The following is a 17,039-nucleotide window of genomic DNA, read 5'->3' as shown; positions in this document are numbered from 1 at the left end:
AGCTGAATCGTTTCACTTACACTCAGACTGAATCGTTTCAGCGTATTGTTCAAGATCCCGCAGAAAGTACGTTTCAATGATATGATCCCGCGCACACTTTTCGGTGCCCCAACCAGGAACCGGCGCGGGCCTTGCAACTCAAACAGAGCCAACATGATGAAACTGGATGAAATCGCCGCGCTGGCCGGTGTCTCTCGCACCACCGCCAGCTATGTGATCAATGGCAAGGCCGATCAATACCGCATCAGCCAGGCCACCCGCGACAAGGTGATGGCCGTGGTCCATGCCCACAACTATCAGCCGGACAGCCGCGCCGCTTCCCTGCGCGGCGGCCAGACCCGCACCCTCGGCTTCATCCTGCCCGACCTCGAAAACGCCAGTTACGCCAAGCTCGCCAAGCGCCTGGAGCAAGGGGCTCGCACCCAGGGATATCAGTTGCTCATCGTCTGCTCGGAGGACGATCCGGACACCGAAAAGGAGCTGGCCCGGATGCTGGTGAGCCGCCATGTGGACGCGCTCCTGGTGGCAAGCTGCCTCCCCCCGGCGGATCCCTTCTACCTGGAGCAGCAGTCCAGGGGCGTGCAGATCCTCGCCATCGACCGTGCCATGGCCACCGAGCATTTCGTCACCGTGGCGAGTGAAAACCAGAAGGCGAGCCTGGACCTCACCGCCTCCCTGCTCACCCCGGCCATCGGTCATATAGCCTTGATCACTGCGCTGCCGGAACTGACGATCAGCCAGGAGCGAAAAGCGGGCTTCGAGCAGGCCATTGCCAGTCACAGTGCGACCCGCCACCTGTGTGAAGGGGCCCACTTCTCGCGTACCGAAGGGTATCGCCTGATCAAGACGCTCCATCAGCAACTCGGCCAACTGCCCGAGGCGCTGATCACCACCTCCTACATCCTGATGGAGGGGGTACTCGACTACCTGCTGGAGCAGGAGGCCGACATGAGCCAGCTCGCCATGGCCACCTTCGGGGATGACCGCCTGCTCGATTTCCTCCCCTTTGGCATCAACTCCCTGCCCCAGCAGCACGACGCCCTGGCAAGCCAGGCCCTGGCGCTGGCCCTCAAGGCGGTCAATGGCGACTACCAGAGCGGCTTGCACTATGTGAGCCGCACTCTCAAACGCCGCCGCTGACACGAAACGGACGTGCCGAAGGCGACCACGGTCGCCTTTGCGTGTTTTTACGCCATCCACTCCAGACAACTGTCATCATTTATTTCCACACAAGCGCCTTTCACAGTAGAACCTTCGCTCACCCCCGCTTGTTTTCGATATTTTAATCGGCTAACGTGGCAACCCTGTTTTACAACCTGCGGCTGTTCGTAACGATGTCTCCACTCCGATATTGCTAGCCTCCGGCCTTCCCCCGGAGGCACCCCGACACCTTGCCCCCTGCCACCCTTCATGATGCTTTTTTAGATTCGGATGGATAACATGAATACCAAGACCCTGGGTTGTACCCTGTTGATTGCCGGCACCACCATAGGCGCCGGCATGCTGGCCCTGCCGCTGGCCTCCTCGTCCCTGGGCGGCCCCGCCACCCTGATGCTGATGATCGGCCTCTGGGCCCTGATGGCCTTCACCGCCATGCTGCAGGTGGAAGCCAGCCTCAGCACCGGCAAGTGGTACCTGCACCAGCTGGCGGATCACCTGCTCGGCCCCTGGGGCAAGGGCATCGCCTCCTTCTGCATCCTGATGCTGTTCTACGCCCTGGCCTCCGCCTACATCAGCGGCGGCAGCAGCCTGCTGGCCCAGGCACTGGCCGATGCCGGCCTGCCCCTCGGCCAGGAGCAGGCGGCCTGGGTCTTTACCCTGCTGTTTGGCGGCATGGTGTGCGTCGGCACCAGGCAGGTGGATTACCTCAACCGCCTGATGTTCACCGTGAAGCTGGTGATCATGGTGGCGGTGCTGGCGCTGCTGCTGCCCCGCGCCCAGGGGCAGCACCTGCTCTCCATGCCCCTCGGGGAAGGCCTGCTGCTGGCGGGCCTGCCGGTCATCTTCACCTCCTTCGGCTTCCACGGCTCCATCCCGAGCGTCATGCTCTACCTCGGGGACAACCCCAGGCAGTTGCGCCAGGTCTTCGTGTGGGGCTCCGCCTTGCCACTCGTGCTCTACGTGCTGTGGCAGGTCGCCATCCTGGGGCTGCTGGGCCAGCAATCTCTGATCCAGACCGGCGGCGCCCTGGACAGCCTGCTGGCCAACGTCGGCGGCCTGGTGAGCTGGCCCGCCTTCAACCAGGCGATGCATCTGTTTGCGGATCTCGCGCTCGCCACCTCCTTCCTCGGGGTGACCCTGGGACTGTTCGACTTCATGGCCAAGGTGACCCGTCGCAAGGACAACTGGCAGGGCCGCACCCAGACCGGCCTCATCACCTTCGTGCCGCCCCTGCTGTTCGCCCTCTACTTCCCGCAAGGCTTCATCATGGCGCTCGGTTACGCCGCCATTGCGCTGGCGGTGCTGGCGGTGCTGCTGCCGGTGGCCTTGGTGTGGCAGAGCCGCAAGCAGGCCGAGGCAAACCACTACCGCGTCCCGGGCGGCGTACTGGCCCTGGGTCTGGCCGGTGCCATGGGGGTACTGATCGTCGGGGTGCAGGTCAGCGTCAGCATGGGGCTGCTGCCCGCCCTCTGATTTCCCCGGCCCGACAAGCAGAAACGCCGCAAAGAGACACGCCCCGCCAATCCAGTTGGCGGGGCGTTTCATTGGCACGGGCTCACTTGGCCGACCCGCGCCCCTCCTCGCGAAATCCATCCAATAATGAACATTTGAGTGCAACCATGTATAGATATGTACATGACTGCGCCCCTGCCCTACACTGCTTAGCAGACAACCCATGATCCCGTGCCCGTCTGGCACGCCAACCCGGGAGGCAACATGGTCGCCACCGCATCTCTTCCCCGGCAACAGCCCGCCGTCGATCCCAGCAAGGCCCTGCCCGTGGTGTTTCGCATCCTGGACAAATGGCAGTGCAGCACGGATGAACAGCTCAGGCTGCTTGGCATTACCTCACGCTCCACCCTGAACAAGTACAAGGAGGCCAGCGGCGGCATTCGGCTGAGCGCCGATCTCCAGGAGCGGATGAGCTATCTGCTCAACATCCACAAGAGCCTGCGGCTGCTGTTCAGCCTGGATGAGAGCATCTATGGCTGGGTGCGCAAGCCCAACAGCCACCCCTTCTTCGCCGGGCGCAGCGCGATGGAGGTCATGCAGGGTGGGCGGGTGGCCGATCTTTACGAAGTGGCCACCCGGCTGCACGCCTGGCGCGGGGAGATGCCCTGATGTCCTCCCTGCCCTTGCGCACCTTCCACAATGCCTGCGCCTATCGCATCATTCCGAGCCGCTTTCCCCCCATCTGCCTCTATGAAGACGTCGCTACCGCCGACGAGCTGGAGGCAGTCTGGGCCGTCGAGGCCCTGACCAACGACAGGCTGAGGGAAGAGGCGGGCGAGCTGATGCGGGTGCCCAGGGAAGACTGGCTGGTGGGGCTGCCCGGCGGCAGCTATGTGATGGCCGCCTTCACCCACCTCAATCCCGAGGGTGGCCGTTTCACCACGGGGGACTTTGGCGGCTACTATTGTGCCCCCTCCCTCGACACCGGCATCAAGGAGACGGTCTACCACAGGGAGCGGATCTTTGGGTACACCCGGGAGCCGGCCCAGAAGGTGCAGATGCGGGTGATCCAGGCGCAGTTCAGCGCCAGCCTCATCGACATCACGGGCCCGGCGTTTCTGCCAGGCCCCCTCTATCACGCCACCGATTACGGCCCCGCCCAGGCCTTCGCCCGGGAGCAGAAGGTCGCCGGGGCGGACGGCATCCACTACCGCTCGGTGCGCCACCCCGGTCACGACTGCCACGTGCTCTATCGCCCCCGTCTGGTCAGCCGGGTGGACCACGCCCGTCATCTGGAGTACCACTGGAGCGGCGAGGCCATCACCCATGTGCTGGAGATCCGCCTCTACGGTGAATAGCGTCTACCAGGACAAAAAAACCCCGCCAGATTGGCGGGGCTTTTTGTATCAATCGAACAGTGGGGAAGCCTGGCTCCCTGACCGCTTACTGGTTGTGGCTGGCGCGACGGGGACGACGGGCCTGGGCCGGCTTCGCGGCGCCATCAGCCGGACGCTGACCACCCTGGGGCTTGGGCTTGCCACCGTTGCCAGTGCGATTGCCACCGCCGTTACCACCGGCGCCATTACCGGAGCGACCGGCACCCTGACGCTGGCCCTGACCTTGCGGACGCGGCGCACGGCGCTGCTCGCTCGGATCCCGCGGCTCTTTGCGAAGCGGCGCACCGATGCCACGGGCGATGTTGTCGAGGGTCTCGCGGGAGGCTTCAAAACCGACCACCTGCTCGCACGGAATGTTCTGCTTGGTCAGCCGCTCGATGGCCTTGATGAGCTTGCCTTCATCGGCCGCAACCAGGGAGATGGCATGACCGGCGGCGCCGGCACGGCCGGTACGGCCGATGCGGTGCACGTAATCTTCCGCCACGTTCGGCAGCTCGAAGTTGACCACTTGCGGCAATTTGTCGATGTCCAGGCCACGGGCGGCGATGTCGGTCGCTACCAGCACCTTGACGCTGCCATCCTTGAAACCGGCCAGGGCGCGGGTACGGGCACCCTGGCTCTTGTTGCCGTGGATGGCGGCGGCGCTGACACCGTTCTTGTCGAGGGTCTCGGCAACGCGGTTGGCCATGTGCTTGGTACGGGTGAACACCAGCACCTGCTGCCAGTCGTTGCTGGTGACCAGGTGGCTCAGCAGGGCAATCTTGTTGGCCTTGTCACAGGGGTGTACCAGCTGCTCGATACGCTCGGCGGTGCTGTTGCGCGGGGTCACTTCGATCACCGCCGGGTTGTCCAGCAGACCGGTGGCCAGCTCACGGATCTCATCGGCGAAGGTGGCGGAGAAGAGCAGGTTCTGGCGCTTCTTCGGCAGCAGGGCCAGGATGCGGCGGATGTCGCGGATAAAGCCCATGTCGAGCATGCGATCCGCTTCGTCCAGCACCAGGATTTCCACTTCGTCGAACTTGACGGCGTTCTGGTTGTAGAGATCCATCAGGCGGCCCGGGCAGGCCACCAGCACGTCCAGACCACGGCGGGTCGCCATCATCTGCGGGTTGATGCTCACGCCGCCAAATACCACGTGGCTGCGGATCGGCAGGTGCTTGCCGTAGTTGCGCACGCTCTCGCCCACCTGGGCGGCCAGCTCGCGGGTCGGGGTCAGCACCAGGGCACGGATGCGATTCGGGGAGACCTTGCGCTTGCTTTCAGTCAGACGCTGCAGCATCGGCAGGGTGAAACCTGCGGTCTTGCCGGTCCCGGTCTGGGCGGCGGCCATCAGATCACGGCCAGCCAGTACCGCCGGGATCGCTTGTTGCTGAATGGGAGACGGGGTGTCGTAGCCTTGCTCGGCAACGGCACGCAACAAGGGTTCGGCCAGACCGAGGGAAGTAAAACTCATAGTTACCTGCTAGGGATAGGGGCGCCAAAGATCGTGGTGGGGCTCCTCTGCTGAGCCGATGCCATCTCACAGGATCCGGGCCTATAGAGAAAACAACGATTTCCCCGGGGAGCAGAGCAAAGGGGAAAGAATAGAGGCGCAGTCTAACGGAGTTGGCGCACTTAGACGAGGAAAATGTGATGCACCTCCCAGCGCGGCTGGAAATAGCGACAAAGGCAGGACAAAATGGCCCGAATCGCCGTATGTATCAAAGCCCCTGCACAGCCTGCCGGGGACGGCGCGATACACGGAACAGGAGGTTTTGATTGAAACGGAAGTTCACCCCCACCGCCCGGCGCATGCTGGGCCTCGTCTTGCCCCTGCTCTTCGCCCAGCCCCTCGCCGCCAGGGAGACCCTGTCGGTGGCCTGGAGCCACTGGCCCCCTTTCAGTCAAATCGCTGCCGACGGCACCCTCGGCGGACTGGACGTGACCCTGACCCGCCAGATCCTGGGCAAGGCAGGCGTGGAGCCCGCCTTTCGCAACCTCCCCTGGGCCCGGGCCCTCTACCTCATGGAGCGCCAGCAGCTGGACGTGGCCATGGGCGCCCTGAAAACCCCCGAGCGGGAGCGGTTCGCCCGCTTCTCCGCCCCCTATCGGCGCGCCAGCTTCGTGCTGCTGAGCCAGCGCCCGCAGGCCGGGGAGCCCGAGGGCTGGCGAGAGATCACGGAGCTGGCAACCCTGTGCCAGGCCAAGGGGCTGCGCCTTGGCAAGCTGCGGGGCACCCGCCCCCTGCCGATGAGCGAGGAGTGCCCCGCCCTCGGGCAGGCGAGCGAATACAACAGCGATGACAGGCTGCTCACCCTCTTGCTGGCGCGCCGCCTCGACGGCGTCATCATGGAGTGGCAATACGCCCGCTACCGGCTCGGCCAGCTCGGGGCGAGCGATGCCATCCAGTGTGAGGTGCTCTTGCACCAGCAGCCAGTGCGCCTGATGTTTGCCAAAGAGGCCGTGAACGATGAGGCGCTCGCCCGCATCGATGCCGCCATCGCCGCCCTGCCCTCACCGGACCCCGCCTTTGCGCCGCCCCGCTGCCGCCTGGATGCAACCCGGACCCCATCGCTCTCGACGCCATCGGCCCCCTGAGGCAGGCGCCGGCAAAAATCCATGAAAAAGGCGACCCTGGGGTCGCCTTGTGGTGTCTGGTGATCACTCACCTGGCCCGCCGCGTGATCAGCGCAGCTGCGGGGTCTGGGTGTGAACGCCCTGGTTCTGGGCGCGGTGGCGCAGCAGGTGATCCATCAGCACCAGGGCCAGCATGGCCTCGGCGATGGGCACGGCACGGATGCCGACGCAGGGGTCGTGACGACCCTTGGTGATCATCTCGGTGGCCTCACCGCTGGTGGTGATGGTCTTGCCCGGCACCGTGATGCTGGAGGTGGGCTTGAGGGCCATGCTCACCACGATCTCCTGACCCGACGAGATGCCCCCCAGGATGCCCCCCGCATGATTGCTGGCAAAGCCGGTCGGAGTCATCTCGTCCCGATGCTCGGAGCCTTTTTGCTCCACCACCGCGAAGCCGTCACCGATTTCCACCCCTTTCACCGCGTTGATGCCCATCATGGCGTGGGCGATGTCGGCGTCGAGGCGGTCGAACACCGGCTCCCCCAGGCCTACCGGCACGTTGCGCGCCACGACGCACACCTTGGCCCCCACGCTGTTGCCCTCTTTCTTGAGGGCACGCATGTATTCATCCAGCGCCTCCAGCTTGCCCGCATCGGGGAAGAAGAAGGGGTTCTGCTCGATCTGGCTCTCGTCGAACCCTTCCGCCTTGATGGGGCCGAGCTGGGAGAGAAAACCCACGATCTCGATGCCGTGCACCTGTTTCAGGTACTTCTTGGCGATGGCCCCCGCCGCGACCCGCATGGCGGTCTCGCGGGCCGAGGAGCGGCCGCCACCACGGTAGTCACGCTGGCCGTACTTCTGGTGATAGGTGTAGTCGGCGTGGCCCGGGCGGAACAGGTCCTTGATCTCGGAATAGTCCTTGGAGCGCTGATCGGTGTTCTCGATGAGCAGCCCGATGGAGGTGCCCGTGGTCTTGCCCTCGAACACCCCGGAGAGGATCTTCACCTCGTCCGCCTCGCGGCGCTGGGTGGTGTAGCGGGACGTGCCGGGCTTGCGCCTGTCCAGATCCCCCTGCAAATCGTCTTCGCTTATCGCCAGCCCCGGCGGGCAGCCGTCGACCACGGCGCCCAGCGCCAGACCGTGGCTCTCGCCGAAAGTGGTGACCCGAAAGAGTTGGCCGAAACTGTTCCCTGCCATGGATGCTCCTTGCTGCTTAGTTCTTGTAAATGGCGAAATGGGCCTGGTACTGCTCGAGCTCTGCGCGGGTCATCACAAAGACGCCGTGGCCGCCGTTTTCGAACTCGACCCAGGTGAAGGGCACCTCGGGGAACTGGGCTTCCAGGTGGATCATACTGTTGCCCACCTCGACCACCAGCACGCCATCCTCTTTCAGGAAGTCGGCGGCATTGGCCAGCAGGCGCTTGGTGAGCTTGAGGCCGTCGGAGCCCGACGCCAGGGCCAGCTCCGGCTCGTGGCGAAACTCCTCCGGCAGATCCGACATGTCCTCGGAGTCCACGTAGGGCGGGTTGGAGACGATGAGATCGTACTTGTCACCGGCCGGCAGATCCCGGAACAGATCGGAGCGAATGGGGATGACCTGCTGCTCCAACCCGTGATCGTTGATGTTGCGCTCGGCCACGTTGAGGGCATCGACGCTGATGTCGATGGCATCCACTTCCGCATGGTGGAACTCGTGGGCCATGATGATGGCGATGCAGCCGGAGCCGGTGCACAAGTCCATGATCCGGGTCGGTTCGTCTTTCAGGAAGGGGGCGAAGCGATTGGCCACCATCTCGGCGATGGGGGAGCGCGGGATGAGCACCCGCTCGTCCACATAGAACTCCCAGCCCGCATACCAGGCCTTGTTGGTCAGGTAGGGCGCCGGAATGCGCTCCTGCACGCGGCGGATGATGAGCTCGGCGATGCGGTGGCGCTCGCTGGTGGTCAGGCGGGAGTGGCGCATGGCGGGATCCACGTCCGGCGGCAGATGTAACGCGGGCAGCACCAGTTGCACGGCCTCATCCCAGGCGTTGTCGGTACCATGTCCGTAGAAGATCCCGGCGTCGTTGAAACGACTCATGGCCCAGCGCAACATGTCCTGGATGGTGTGCATTTCGGCAACCACCTCATCGATAAATATCTTGTCCAAATCCACCTCCAAGTCGAGTAATATCCGGCCCGAGAATTTTATACAGCGAGCAAGACGAGTACCTGATGAAAAAAACGCCCTCACTCACAGACGAGGAAAGCCTGCTGTTTCGTGATGCTGTCAAAGGTACCCGGAAAATTAAGCAAGATACCATAAGGGCCTCCTCAAGCCCGGTCAAGCAGAAACGCGAAGTGCGCGAGAGCCGCGAAAAGCTTGGGGTTGACCACTTTTTCAGCGACGAGTACCAGCCCCATCTCGAGGCGGACGGGCCGACCCGTTACGTGCGCGACGACGTGTCAAAATTCGAGCTGAAAAAGCTCAAGCGCGGCAGCTACCCGCCGGAGATTTATCTGGATCTGCACGGCATGAACCAGCACCAGGCCAAGCAGGAGCTGGCGGCCCTGCTCACCCTGTGCCGAAAAGAGAACATCCACGTCGCCTCGGTGATGCACGGCATCGGCAAGCACATCCTCAAGCAGCGCATCCCGAGCTGGCTGGCCCAGCACCCCGCTGTGCGCGCCTTTCACCAGGCGCCGCGGGAGTGGGGGGGCGAGAGCGCCATCCTGGTGCTGCTGGACATCGAGGAGTGACCCCCTTCCCCTCCCCGCCTTGCTCCGGGCGAACGCCATAAAAAAACCACCGCCAGCTTGCGGTGGTTTTTTCTTGGCGCCCCGCAGGGGTCAGCCGGCGGCCTCCATATGGCGCTTGAAGTTATCCAGGATGCTCTGCCACCCCGCCCGCTGCTGTTCGCCGCTGTGCAGGGACTCGGCATCGAACCGCTCCTCCACCCGGGTGCCCCCCTGCTCTGCCACGAACCGCACGCTCACCTCGCGGCCATCGTCCATGACGTAGCCGAGCCCCGTCGGCGCTGTGACCTCGGTGAAGGTCCCCTCGAAATCAAACCCCGTGCTGCCATCCCGCGCCGCCATGTGGTGGCAAAAACGCCCACCCACCCGCAGGTCCACCCGGCTTTGGGGGCAGTGCCACTGCGGGGAGGCGGCGTTCCACGCCATGATGCTGGCGGGGGTGTTCCAGCCCTGCCACACATCGGCAATCGGCCTGGCAACCCAGACGCTGACGCTTATCTTCATCTCTCTGCTCCTCTGGCTGTCCTGCACGTTTTGCACTGTGGCACTGTCATGCCACGCCGGGCGCATCGGGCTGCGCCAAAAAGTGGGCCACCAGGGCATTGGCATGGCCGTGACCCATGGCGTGTTCGTCCTTGAGCCAGGCCACCAGGGCCATGTGTTTGCGCTCCTCCCGCCCTGCCAGCAGGGTCAGCCAGTGGACGATGGGCTGGCCGTATTTCTCCTCGATGGCGGGAAAATAGGAGGCAGGCCCCTTCACCTTCGGTTGTTCATCCATGATGGCTTCTCCTCGGGGTGAGTACAGGCTCAGGGTTTGGGGGCGAACTGCTCGAACACCTGCTGTCCGGTCAGGGTCGGGGTGTCGTTCTTGAGGGCATAGAAGTCGGGTTTCTCGTCGATGAAGATCTGCCCGGTGAGCTCGAACCCCTGATCCTGAAACAGGCCGGCAGAGAGGATGTACTCGTCCGTCGGCAACAGATGGTAGAAAAGATGGGTGCCGCAGGTGGGGCAGAATCCGCGCTCCGCCCACTCCGACGAGCGGTAGGCCACCGGGGTCATCCCGGTGAACCGCACGCCCTTGCCCCCGTGCACCGCGAACATGGGCCCCCCTGACCAGCGCCGGCACATGGCGCAGTGACACAGGTTGACCTCCTTGTGATCGCCGCTCGACACGGTGATCCCGCCACACAGACAATGCCCTTCCATGATGCCTCCTGAGAGTTGGGGCGACAGACCGGGCGAACGGGTGCTCGCCTCCTTGCCGCACCAGATGAAGTAGCACGGGATCCGGGGGGCGGCGACTGACCATTCCGGGGCCTCACCGCGAGTCTGAGACTCCCGGAGCGGGACAATCCCCCTCTTTATTCACCTCATAAATGACTCAACATATCCCATGCACCGGATAAATAATGGTCAGGTTCCCTCCTGCAAGGCGATGCGATTCCCCTCGCAATCCCGACACTCCGCCACCCGGAGGCCCTCCCCGACCCGGGTGACGGGATAGAGACAGGCCCCGCCCGATGCCAGTGCCCGGGCCATGGCTCCCTCGATGTCAGGCACCCGCAGATAGATCCGGGTGCCATCCAGGCTCGGCACATAGCTCTCCCCCTTCGCCAGGGCGCCGGAGCAGCCCGCCGTGCCACTTTCCAGGGGAAAGAGCGCCATCTCGTTGCCATCGATCTGCACCCGCTCCAGCACCGTCTCGAAGACCCCCTCATAGAAGCGGATGGCTCTCTCCAGATCCTGTACCGGAATTTCAAAATGAATGGCGATGTTCATGGTCATCCTCCCTCGGTGTGAATCCGCAGGCTATCAGTGCCAAAAGAGGCGCAGCAAGCCAGCACGGCGATCAACAAGGGAGGCGCGCGGCCTCCCCGGGGTGCTTGCGCTTTTACTGACTCTCAGGTCACCGGTGCCCAGGGATCCCCCTTGCCCGGCTCGTTGCCCTGGGTCCACCACTTGGCCTGATAGATGACCCCCTTGTGGCTCACCTTGTTGCCCGCGGTGTAGACCTTGCCTGCCTCCCAGGCCGGTACCCCGTCCACCGGCGGCGTGCCGGGGTCGACCGGGGCCGGATCCAGCGCGGCCACCACCCGTACCTTGGGCCAGCTGGCGTGGGAGCCGTAGAAGTTGGTCACGCACTTCTCGTAATCCCCCGGCACCAGGGCCGAATAGGCGGTCTGGTACCCCACCAGATCGCACTCGAAGGAGTAGCCACCGGGTCTGTCCGGGTAGTATTTCCAGTTGCCGTCCCAGTTGGTGTAGAGCACGTCGGTGGCGCCGTTGAGGTTGAGGCTGCCATAGGGGGTCTGCTGCCAGCAGGTGTTCTTCTCGTCCGCCAGCAGCGGGATCCCGTAGTGGGCCGCAAGCCCCTCCCAGTAGCGGATGCGGTTGACCGGCTGGCCCTTGTTCTTGTTCTGCTCGCCGCACTCGATGCCACCGTTGATGATGTTGATGGTGGTGCCAAAGCCGTAGCCGATGCCCGCCGCCAGCTCACGCTGGGAGGGCACCCAGGTCCGGTCGATGACGTGCAGCATGGCGGGTTTGGGGGCCTGGGGCGTCAGGAAGAACCAGATGGCGGAGGCGAGGTTGAGCCAGGAGTCCGCCACCAGCCCGGGGTTGTTGAGGAGCACAGAGGCGTCGCCGTCGAACATGGCCTCGGAGAAGGCGCCGTAGTTGAAGTGGTAGGAGAGCTGCTTGGCGCCGCGACCGAAATAGCCCTGACCGGTGCTGCAGGGCCAGCGCCGGTTCTGCCAGTCACTCTGGCCACACCCCGTGGTGTAGCCGGTCTGCCCCTCAGACCAGCCCATCTCCCGCACGTGCACCAGGGCCTGTTGCCACTCTTCCAGCCCCAGGGGGTTGTCGGAGACATTCTCCTTGGCAATGTGGCCGCCGGTCTCCTGGGCAAAGTGGGCGAAGGCGGTGATGATGGACTTCTTGCAGATGGCGTCTGCATTGCGCCCGTCCGTGTAGTCGCCGCAGAAGGCGGGGAACTTGCCCACGGCCCGCAGGAAGCGCTCGTAGGTGTACTCCGGGGCGGCCATCTGGGTCAGGAACTCCCAGTCCGATTCGGTGAAGACCCGCTCGACCCGCTTGACGTTGTCCGGGTTGCCGAGGGCGCGGGCCACGATGGCCTCCACCACCGTGTTGGGCCGGGTGGCCAGGGCGTGGGACCAGATCCCGTACATGGGGTTGGCGGTCTTGGCCTGGGCCGCACTGGCAAGATCCGCCGCCGCCATCACATAGCCGCCGCTGTTCTGGGGATCGGGCTGGATTGTCATGGCGCTCTGGCCGGGCAGTGCCCAGACGAGGGCAACCAGGCAGGCGGTGCGCGTGAGCATGAACATGGGTAACCATCCTTGTCTTGAAAATGTCAGGGCGAGCATAGGCATCCTGACAACTAAATTCACGACAAGAATTAAGAATTTGGCGAAATTGTGAGCCATGCCTCCCTGCACTCAGATGGCGCTCGTTTGCAGGGGGATCCAGCCCCTGGTCTTGTTGGCGCAGCCATCCGACCTGTGCGGACGCTTGCTCAGATCCCCCCTGCGCGCACCGCCCGGATCAGCAGATTGCGCGGGGTCATGGGTTTGGGGCAGAAGGTACCCACCTCCACCCGGTAGCCCTGCTCCTCAAGGAAGAGGGCGCGATCGAGCAGCAGCCAGATTTCCAGGGGGCGGCGAAACAGGTGGCGCACCAGCTCCATGCGGGCGACATCGCCAAAGCGCCGCTCCCCCTGTGCCAGCAAGGCGGCGTAGTCGAGCCCCGCGGGCAAGCCCATCCCCTTGCGTTCGGCGGCCCAGTGGCAGAAATCCTCGAAGCCCCCGGTCAGCAGACTCTTTTGCAGGTTGGGCACCGGCAGGTACTCATCCACCCCGCGCACCTGGCGCTGCAGGCAGTCAAAGGCGAGGCGCCACACCACCTCCCGCTCCCGCAGCCGGGCGATGCGGGCACCGCCGGTCACCGTCTCCTGCAGCGGCAGCTTCAGGTCGCTCTTGCCAAGGCGCAGGGCACTGGCCCTGGCGGCCCGGGAGAGGGGCGCGTAGTGCTCTCCCCTGATGAGGTGGTAGCAACACGGGGAGAGGGTCACCCCCTGGGCGCCCCCCTCGGCCACCCGCGTCAGCAGATGGGTGTGCAGATCGCCGCAGGCATGGAGCGCCATGGCGTGATGGTGCGGGGCGATGAGGGCCCCGGACTCGGTGGCAAAGGCATCCGCCTCCACGAACCGCATGTTGGCGCCGTCGCGCGCGGCGAGCCGCCGCCCCTCCTCGCAGAGCGCCCCCTGCCACTCCAGGCTCAGGATCTCGGCGCCACGGTGCAGCGACACCAGGCGTCCCAGATGCCCCTTGCCGGCGCACCACTCCAGATAGGGACCTTGGTGGGGGGGCAGACAGCCGGTGAAGGCCTCTATCTGCCCCTGCTTGCGTCCCGGCATGTACATCGCCATGGCCCTGGCGCACTGGACGGGCTCGGGGGCGAAAGGGGCAAGCTCGCCGAGGGCCTGCAACTCGGCCCCCGCCGGGATCCAGGGGGCGAGCAGGGTGCAGAGCGCATCCATGTCCCCATCGAGGTGCGCTATCTCGTCAAGGGTCAGGGCTGCCAGGCACTTCGCAAGGGCTGGCGCCTCGCGGGCAAAGGCGATCCCCAGGTGGTGATAGGGCTGGTATTGCCACCAGCGTCGCTCGGCGGTGAGCAAGCAGTCCAGTTGTCGAAAACGGTGGGCCAGCACGGTGAACCTGTCCTTTGGCGCAAAAAGGGAGGCTCATTCTAGCGATCTGCCGTCAAAAAGCACTCGCCTGTGCGCCGCTGGTAGCCTGACAAAAAGCAGGGATTTGTGCTATATTCCGCCCCCTCATTCGCGCAGCCCGCCACGGCGAGCCGCTTTACCCCTATAAACGGAACCCAATCATGACCATCAATGCCATCCTGCAAGCCCGTGCAAATGCCAAATGCGAGCTGTGTGGCGCAGAACATGCGCTGACTGCCTTCCCGGTGCCGCACTCCCCCGCCAGCGACGACGACCACAGCGTGGCCCTCTGCGCCACCTGCCGCGGCCAGCTGGAGCAGCCGGACACCACGGAGGTGAACCACTGGCGCTGCCTGGGTGACAGCATGTGGAGCCAGGTGCCGGCGGTGCAGGTGATGGCCTGGCGCCAGTTGAAGGCCCTCGTCGCCCGGGGCGAGCTCTGGGCCCAGGACATGCTGGACATGATGTACATGGAAGACGAGGTCAAGGCCTGGGCAGACGCCGGCGTGACCAGCGACGATGACGACAGCGTGCCGACCGTCGACTCCAATGGCGCCGTGCTGGTGGAAGGGGACTCCGTCACCCTGATCAAGGATCTGGACGTCAAGGGCGCGGGCTTCACCGCCAAGCGCGGCACCCTGGTCAAGGGCATCCGCCTCACCAACAACCCGCTGCACATCGAGGGCAAGGTCAACGGCATGCAGATCGTGCTGGTGGCCGCCTACCTGAAGAAGGCCTGATTCCGACCCCTTCAAGCCAGAAGCGCCCCCAGGGGCGCTTTTTTGTTGCCTCTGTTTCCTGCCGTTCGGGTGGCACCCGCGGGAAACTGGACTATCCTGCAAACCAGTTCCGCGGTATGCCCCTCCCCTGACTGTCAGTGCGCCAATGGAGAGGGCCTTCCCGGCACGCATGGAAAGACCCCGGGCACCCTGATCCCCATGGCGCCCACGAGACAAGGAGCCGCCCATGGCCAGCAAGAAAGAGATCAAGAAGAAGATCGCCGCCCGCCAGGCGAAAATCGCCAAGCACGAAGGCAAGATCAAAAAACTGAAAAAAGCCCTGAAATAGGGGCTGACAACCATTAAAACCGCCTGATGGCGGTTTTTTTATACATATCCTTGCCTATTGCATTTCCAGCCACAGAGCATGCTGCACCGGATTGCCCTCCCCTGAATCCTCTTCGGGGTCGGGAGAGACGCCGCTGGACGACTCGTCAAAGAGGCTGGCATCATGCCAGCTTTGACGCCAAGGACGTGCTCATGAACCCCAATACCTGGATGCTGTTTGCGCTGGCCTATCTGCTGGCGACCCTGACCCCTGGCCCCAATGTGCTGCTGGTGGTCAAGAACGGTCTGCAACACGGCTGGCGCGCCGCCCTTGTCAGTATCCTCGGCAACCTGGGGTGCCAGGCCATCCTCATAGGTCTGGTCGCCATGGGGGTGGGGGCCCTGCTGCAAACCCTGCCTCCCCTCTTCGTCGCCCTCAAGCTGGCGGGGGGTGGCTACCTGGTGTATCTGGGCTACAAGGCGCTGCGCGCGGCCAATACCAGTGCCCAAGGGCTCTCTCCCTCCACCGCTCGGGGACGCACCAGAACCACCCTCTCCTTGCTGCGAGAAGCCTTTCTGGTCTCCGCCAGCAACCCCAAGACCATCGTCTTCCTCTGCGCCCTGCTGCCCCAATTCCTCGATCACCAGAGTCCGCTGACGCTGCAGTTCATCACCATGTACCTGACCATCTGCGCCATCGTCAGCCTGGTGCATCTGTGCTATGTCGCCCTGGCCAGGCGCGCCGGTCGCTACTTCAAACCAGGTCGCAGCGAGCGCCTCGTTGGCCGCATCACCGGCGGGCTTTTCATCACCCTGGGCGGCGCCATCCTGCTCAGTGGTCGTCCCTGATCCCCGTGCCTCACCGCTGCTGACATTATCTGCACCATCGGCGCCGCTTGGGCGCCGCGGATCCCGGCCACCGGGGCTAGAGTTGTAGGCGTGTCTGTATATGAGCCTGCGGTGGAGCGCCATATGTATTCCTACACCCTCACCTTCCGGGAGGAGGCCGACAAGTTGACGGCCCCCGAACACGAGATCCGCTTGCAAAGCCCGGCCCAGGCCGGTGATTTCATCATTCTCTCCGATGGCAGTCGCCATCAGGTGATGTTCGTCACCCACCGAGCCCACTACAGCAGCCTCTACCTCGACAAGGGGGTCCGCATCCCCCAGAGCTGACGCAGACATCCTCTTTCGCACCCTCCTGCTATGGTGAGAGAGGGCTGCAGCTCGCCAACGCAAGCCCCTTGCCGCCCAGGGAGCAGCAAGCCCGAATGACCCATTGCCAGAGGTATTGATCATGTTCAGACAGACCGCGCTCATCCTGACCCTCACCCTGTTGGGCAGCGCCCAGGTTCACGCCATCAACCACAAATACGCCGAGCAGCTAGAACGCTCCGGCTGCACCCAGGTGACCGAAGCCCAGGGCTGCGATATTCACAAGAGCAAGGCGGAAAACGCCAAGGCAGGATTTGGCACCGCCGCCACGGCCGACGAAGGCGGATTGAACATGAGCTATGAGCAGAAGCTGGAGCGCTCAGGCTGTACCCAGGTGAGCGAACTCAGCGGCTGTGACATCAACAAGAGCAAGGCCGAGAACGCCGCCGCCGGATTTGGCGCCGCCCCCGCAGCGGCCAGCGCCAGCCCCTACGCCGGCAACTGGGTCGCCACCTTCCCAGAGACGGGCGCCACGGTCGCGAACATCCGCATCGATGACAAGGATCAGGTGTGGGTCAACGACAAGCAGGTGAGTGCCAGGAAATCCGACGGGGCCCTGGTGTTCAAGGAGGGCATGGTCATCTACACCATCCAGGGGGATCGCCGCCTCAAGGGAGAAGATGGCTGGGTCGACAACGACGCCGGCACCAAGGGGCCCATCGCGGCCAAATGACCCCGTCACCATCACGACAAGGGGAGCCGCGGCTCCCCTTGTCGTTTCTGCCTGCA

Annotated in this window: 19 protein-coding genes; 10 read left to right on the top strand and 9 right to left on the bottom strand. The window is 64.3% G+C overall.

Going from position 1 to position 17,039, the window contains the following annotated elements; translation table 11 throughout:
* The first annotated feature begins 153 nt into the window (after nt 1–153).
* The 4 genes from cra to AB5Y80_RS05475 all read left to right on the top strand — a co-directional run bounded on the left by cra (nt 154) and on the right by AB5Y80_RS05475 (nt 3,971).
* Nucleotides 154–1,140 carry a catabolite repressor/activator gene (gene cra, locus AB5Y80_RS05490; protein WP_048207771.1) on the top strand — a complete coding sequence of 329 codons (987 nt, stop codon included), beginning with the start codon at nt 154–156 and terminating at the stop codon, nt 1,138–1,140.
* A gap of 300 nt (nt 1,141–1,440) precedes the next feature.
* Entirely contained in the window at nt 1,441–2,634 is a 1,194-nt protein-coding gene (locus AB5Y80_RS05485; protein WP_219597017.1) for an aromatic amino acid transport family protein, read from the top strand.
* 243 nt (nt 2,635–2,877) lie between these two features.
* Nucleotides 2,878–3,282 (top strand): antitoxin Xre-like helix-turn-helix domain-containing protein, encoded by a 405-nt coding sequence (locus tag AB5Y80_RS05480; protein WP_219595771.1) that lies wholly within the window; start codon nt 2,878–2,880, stop codon nt 3,280–3,282.
* Nucleotides 3,282–3,971 (top strand): RES family NAD+ phosphorylase, encoded by a 690-nt coding sequence (locus AB5Y80_RS05475; protein WP_183149921.1) that lies wholly within the window; start codon nt 3,282–3,284, stop codon nt 3,969–3,971. Before AB5Y80_RS05480 ends, AB5Y80_RS05475 begins: the two co-directional genes overlap by 1 nt.
* A gap of 85 nt (nt 3,972–4,056) precedes the next feature.
* Here AB5Y80_RS05475 and AB5Y80_RS05470 read toward each other — a convergent pair whose 3' ends face one another.
* The gene (locus AB5Y80_RS05470) at nt 4,057–5,463 is read right to left on the bottom strand and encodes a DEAD/DEAH box helicase (RefSeq protein ID WP_368172611.1); all 1,407 of its coding nucleotides are present in this window, start codon (nt 5,461–5,463) and stop codon (nt 4,057–4,059) included.
* Nucleotides 5,464–5,801: 338 nt separating this feature from the next.
* Between AB5Y80_RS05470 and AB5Y80_RS05465 the strand changes: the two genes are divergently transcribed.
* On the top strand, nt 5,802–6,587 hold the full coding sequence (locus AB5Y80_RS05465) for a substrate-binding periplasmic protein (RefSeq protein WP_368172665.1): 786 nt from the start codon (nt 5,802–5,804) through the stop codon (nt 6,585–6,587).
* A gap of 87 nt (nt 6,588–6,674) precedes the next feature.
* Here AB5Y80_RS05465 and aroC read toward each other — a convergent pair whose 3' ends face one another.
* Nucleotides 6,675–7,763 carry a chorismate synthase gene (aroC, locus tag AB5Y80_RS05460; RefSeq protein WP_167825666.1) on the bottom strand — a complete coding sequence of 363 codons (1,089 nt, stop codon included), beginning with the start codon at nt 7,761–7,763 and terminating at the stop codon, nt 6,675–6,677.
* Between the two features lie 16 nt (nt 7,764–7,779).
* Nucleotides 7,780–8,715 (bottom strand): 50S ribosomal protein L3 N(5)-glutamine methyltransferase, encoded by a 936-nt coding sequence (prmB, locus tag AB5Y80_RS05455; RefSeq protein ID WP_368172610.1) that lies wholly within the window; start codon nt 8,713–8,715, stop codon nt 7,780–7,782.
* Between the two features lie 65 nt (nt 8,716–8,780).
* Between prmB and smrB the strand changes: the two genes are divergently transcribed.
* Nucleotides 8,781–9,305: an endonuclease SmrB gene (gene smrB, locus AB5Y80_RS05450; RefSeq protein WP_041211465.1), complete on the top strand. Its 525-nt coding sequence runs from the start codon at nt 8,781–8,783 to the stop codon at nt 9,303–9,305.
* A 90-nt stretch (nt 9,306–9,395) separates the two neighbouring features.
* On the opposite strand, the gene AB5Y80_RS05445 is transcribed toward smrB, so the two are convergent.
* The 6 genes from AB5Y80_RS05445 to AB5Y80_RS05420 all read right to left on the bottom strand — a co-directional run bounded on the left by AB5Y80_RS05445 (nt 9,396) and on the right by AB5Y80_RS05420 (nt 14,031).
* Nucleotides 9,396–9,806: an SRPBCC domain-containing protein gene (locus tag AB5Y80_RS05445; RefSeq protein WP_042881036.1), complete on the bottom strand. Its 411-nt coding sequence runs from the start codon at nt 9,804–9,806 to the stop codon at nt 9,396–9,398.
* 46 nt (nt 9,807–9,852) lie between these two features.
* Nucleotides 9,853–10,080: a DUF4287 domain-containing protein gene (locus AB5Y80_RS05440; RefSeq protein WP_368172609.1), complete on the bottom strand. Its 228-nt coding sequence runs from the start codon at nt 10,078–10,080 to the stop codon at nt 9,853–9,855.
* A 29-nt stretch (nt 10,081–10,109) separates the two neighbouring features.
* On the bottom strand, nt 10,110–10,508 hold the full coding sequence (locus tag AB5Y80_RS05435) for a GFA family protein (protein WP_010674834.1): 399 nt from the start codon (nt 10,506–10,508) through the stop codon (nt 10,110–10,112).
* A 207-nt stretch (nt 10,509–10,715) separates the two neighbouring features.
* Entirely contained in the window at nt 10,716–11,081 is a 366-nt protein-coding gene (locus tag AB5Y80_RS05430; RefSeq protein WP_201969142.1) for a VOC family protein, read from the bottom strand.
* Nucleotides 11,082–11,203: 122 nt separating this feature from the next.
* Nucleotides 11,204–12,649: a chitinase gene (locus tag AB5Y80_RS05425; protein WP_368172608.1), complete on the bottom strand. Its 1,446-nt coding sequence runs from the start codon at nt 12,647–12,649 to the stop codon at nt 11,204–11,206.
* 188 nt (nt 12,650–12,837) lie between these two features.
* Nucleotides 12,838–14,031 (bottom strand): methyltransferase, encoded by a 1,194-nt coding sequence (locus tag AB5Y80_RS05420; protein WP_368172607.1) that lies wholly within the window; start codon nt 14,029–14,031, stop codon nt 12,838–12,840.
* Between the two features lie 179 nt (nt 14,032–14,210).
* Between AB5Y80_RS05420 and AB5Y80_RS05415 the strand changes: the two genes are divergently transcribed.
* The 4 genes from AB5Y80_RS05415 (at nt 14,211) to AB5Y80_RS05400 (ending at nt 16,983) form a co-directional block, all read left to right on the top strand.
* Complete coding sequence (locus AB5Y80_RS05415) at nt 14,211–14,789, top strand: alkylphosphonate utilization protein (protein ID WP_039040739.1); 579 nt, start codon at nt 14,211–14,213, stop codon at nt 14,787–14,789.
* 519 nt (nt 14,790–15,308) lie between these two features.
* Entirely contained in the window at nt 15,309–15,944 is a 636-nt protein-coding gene (locus AB5Y80_RS05410; protein WP_041211472.1) for a LysE family translocator, read from the top strand.
* Nucleotides 15,945–16,067: 123 nt separating this feature from the next.
* Nucleotides 16,068–16,271, top strand: a complete 204-nt coding sequence (locus AB5Y80_RS05405; RefSeq protein ID WP_039040737.1) for a hypothetical protein — start codon at nt 16,068–16,070, stop codon at nt 16,269–16,271.
* 121 nt (nt 16,272–16,392) lie between these two features.
* Nucleotides 16,393–16,983, top strand: a complete 591-nt coding sequence (locus AB5Y80_RS05400; protein ID WP_048208717.1) for a hypothetical protein — start codon at nt 16,393–16,395, stop codon at nt 16,981–16,983.
* Nucleotides 16,984–17,039: the final 56 nt, after the last annotated feature.

Origin of the sequence: Aeromonas sp. R2-1 (assembly GCF_040908425.1) — a bacterium.
In the GTDB taxonomy this organism is placed as follows: domain Bacteria; phylum Pseudomonadota; class Gammaproteobacteria; order Enterobacterales; family Aeromonadaceae; genus Aeromonas; species Aeromonas caviae.
This window is presented reverse-complemented; position numbering and strand designations above follow the sequence as displayed.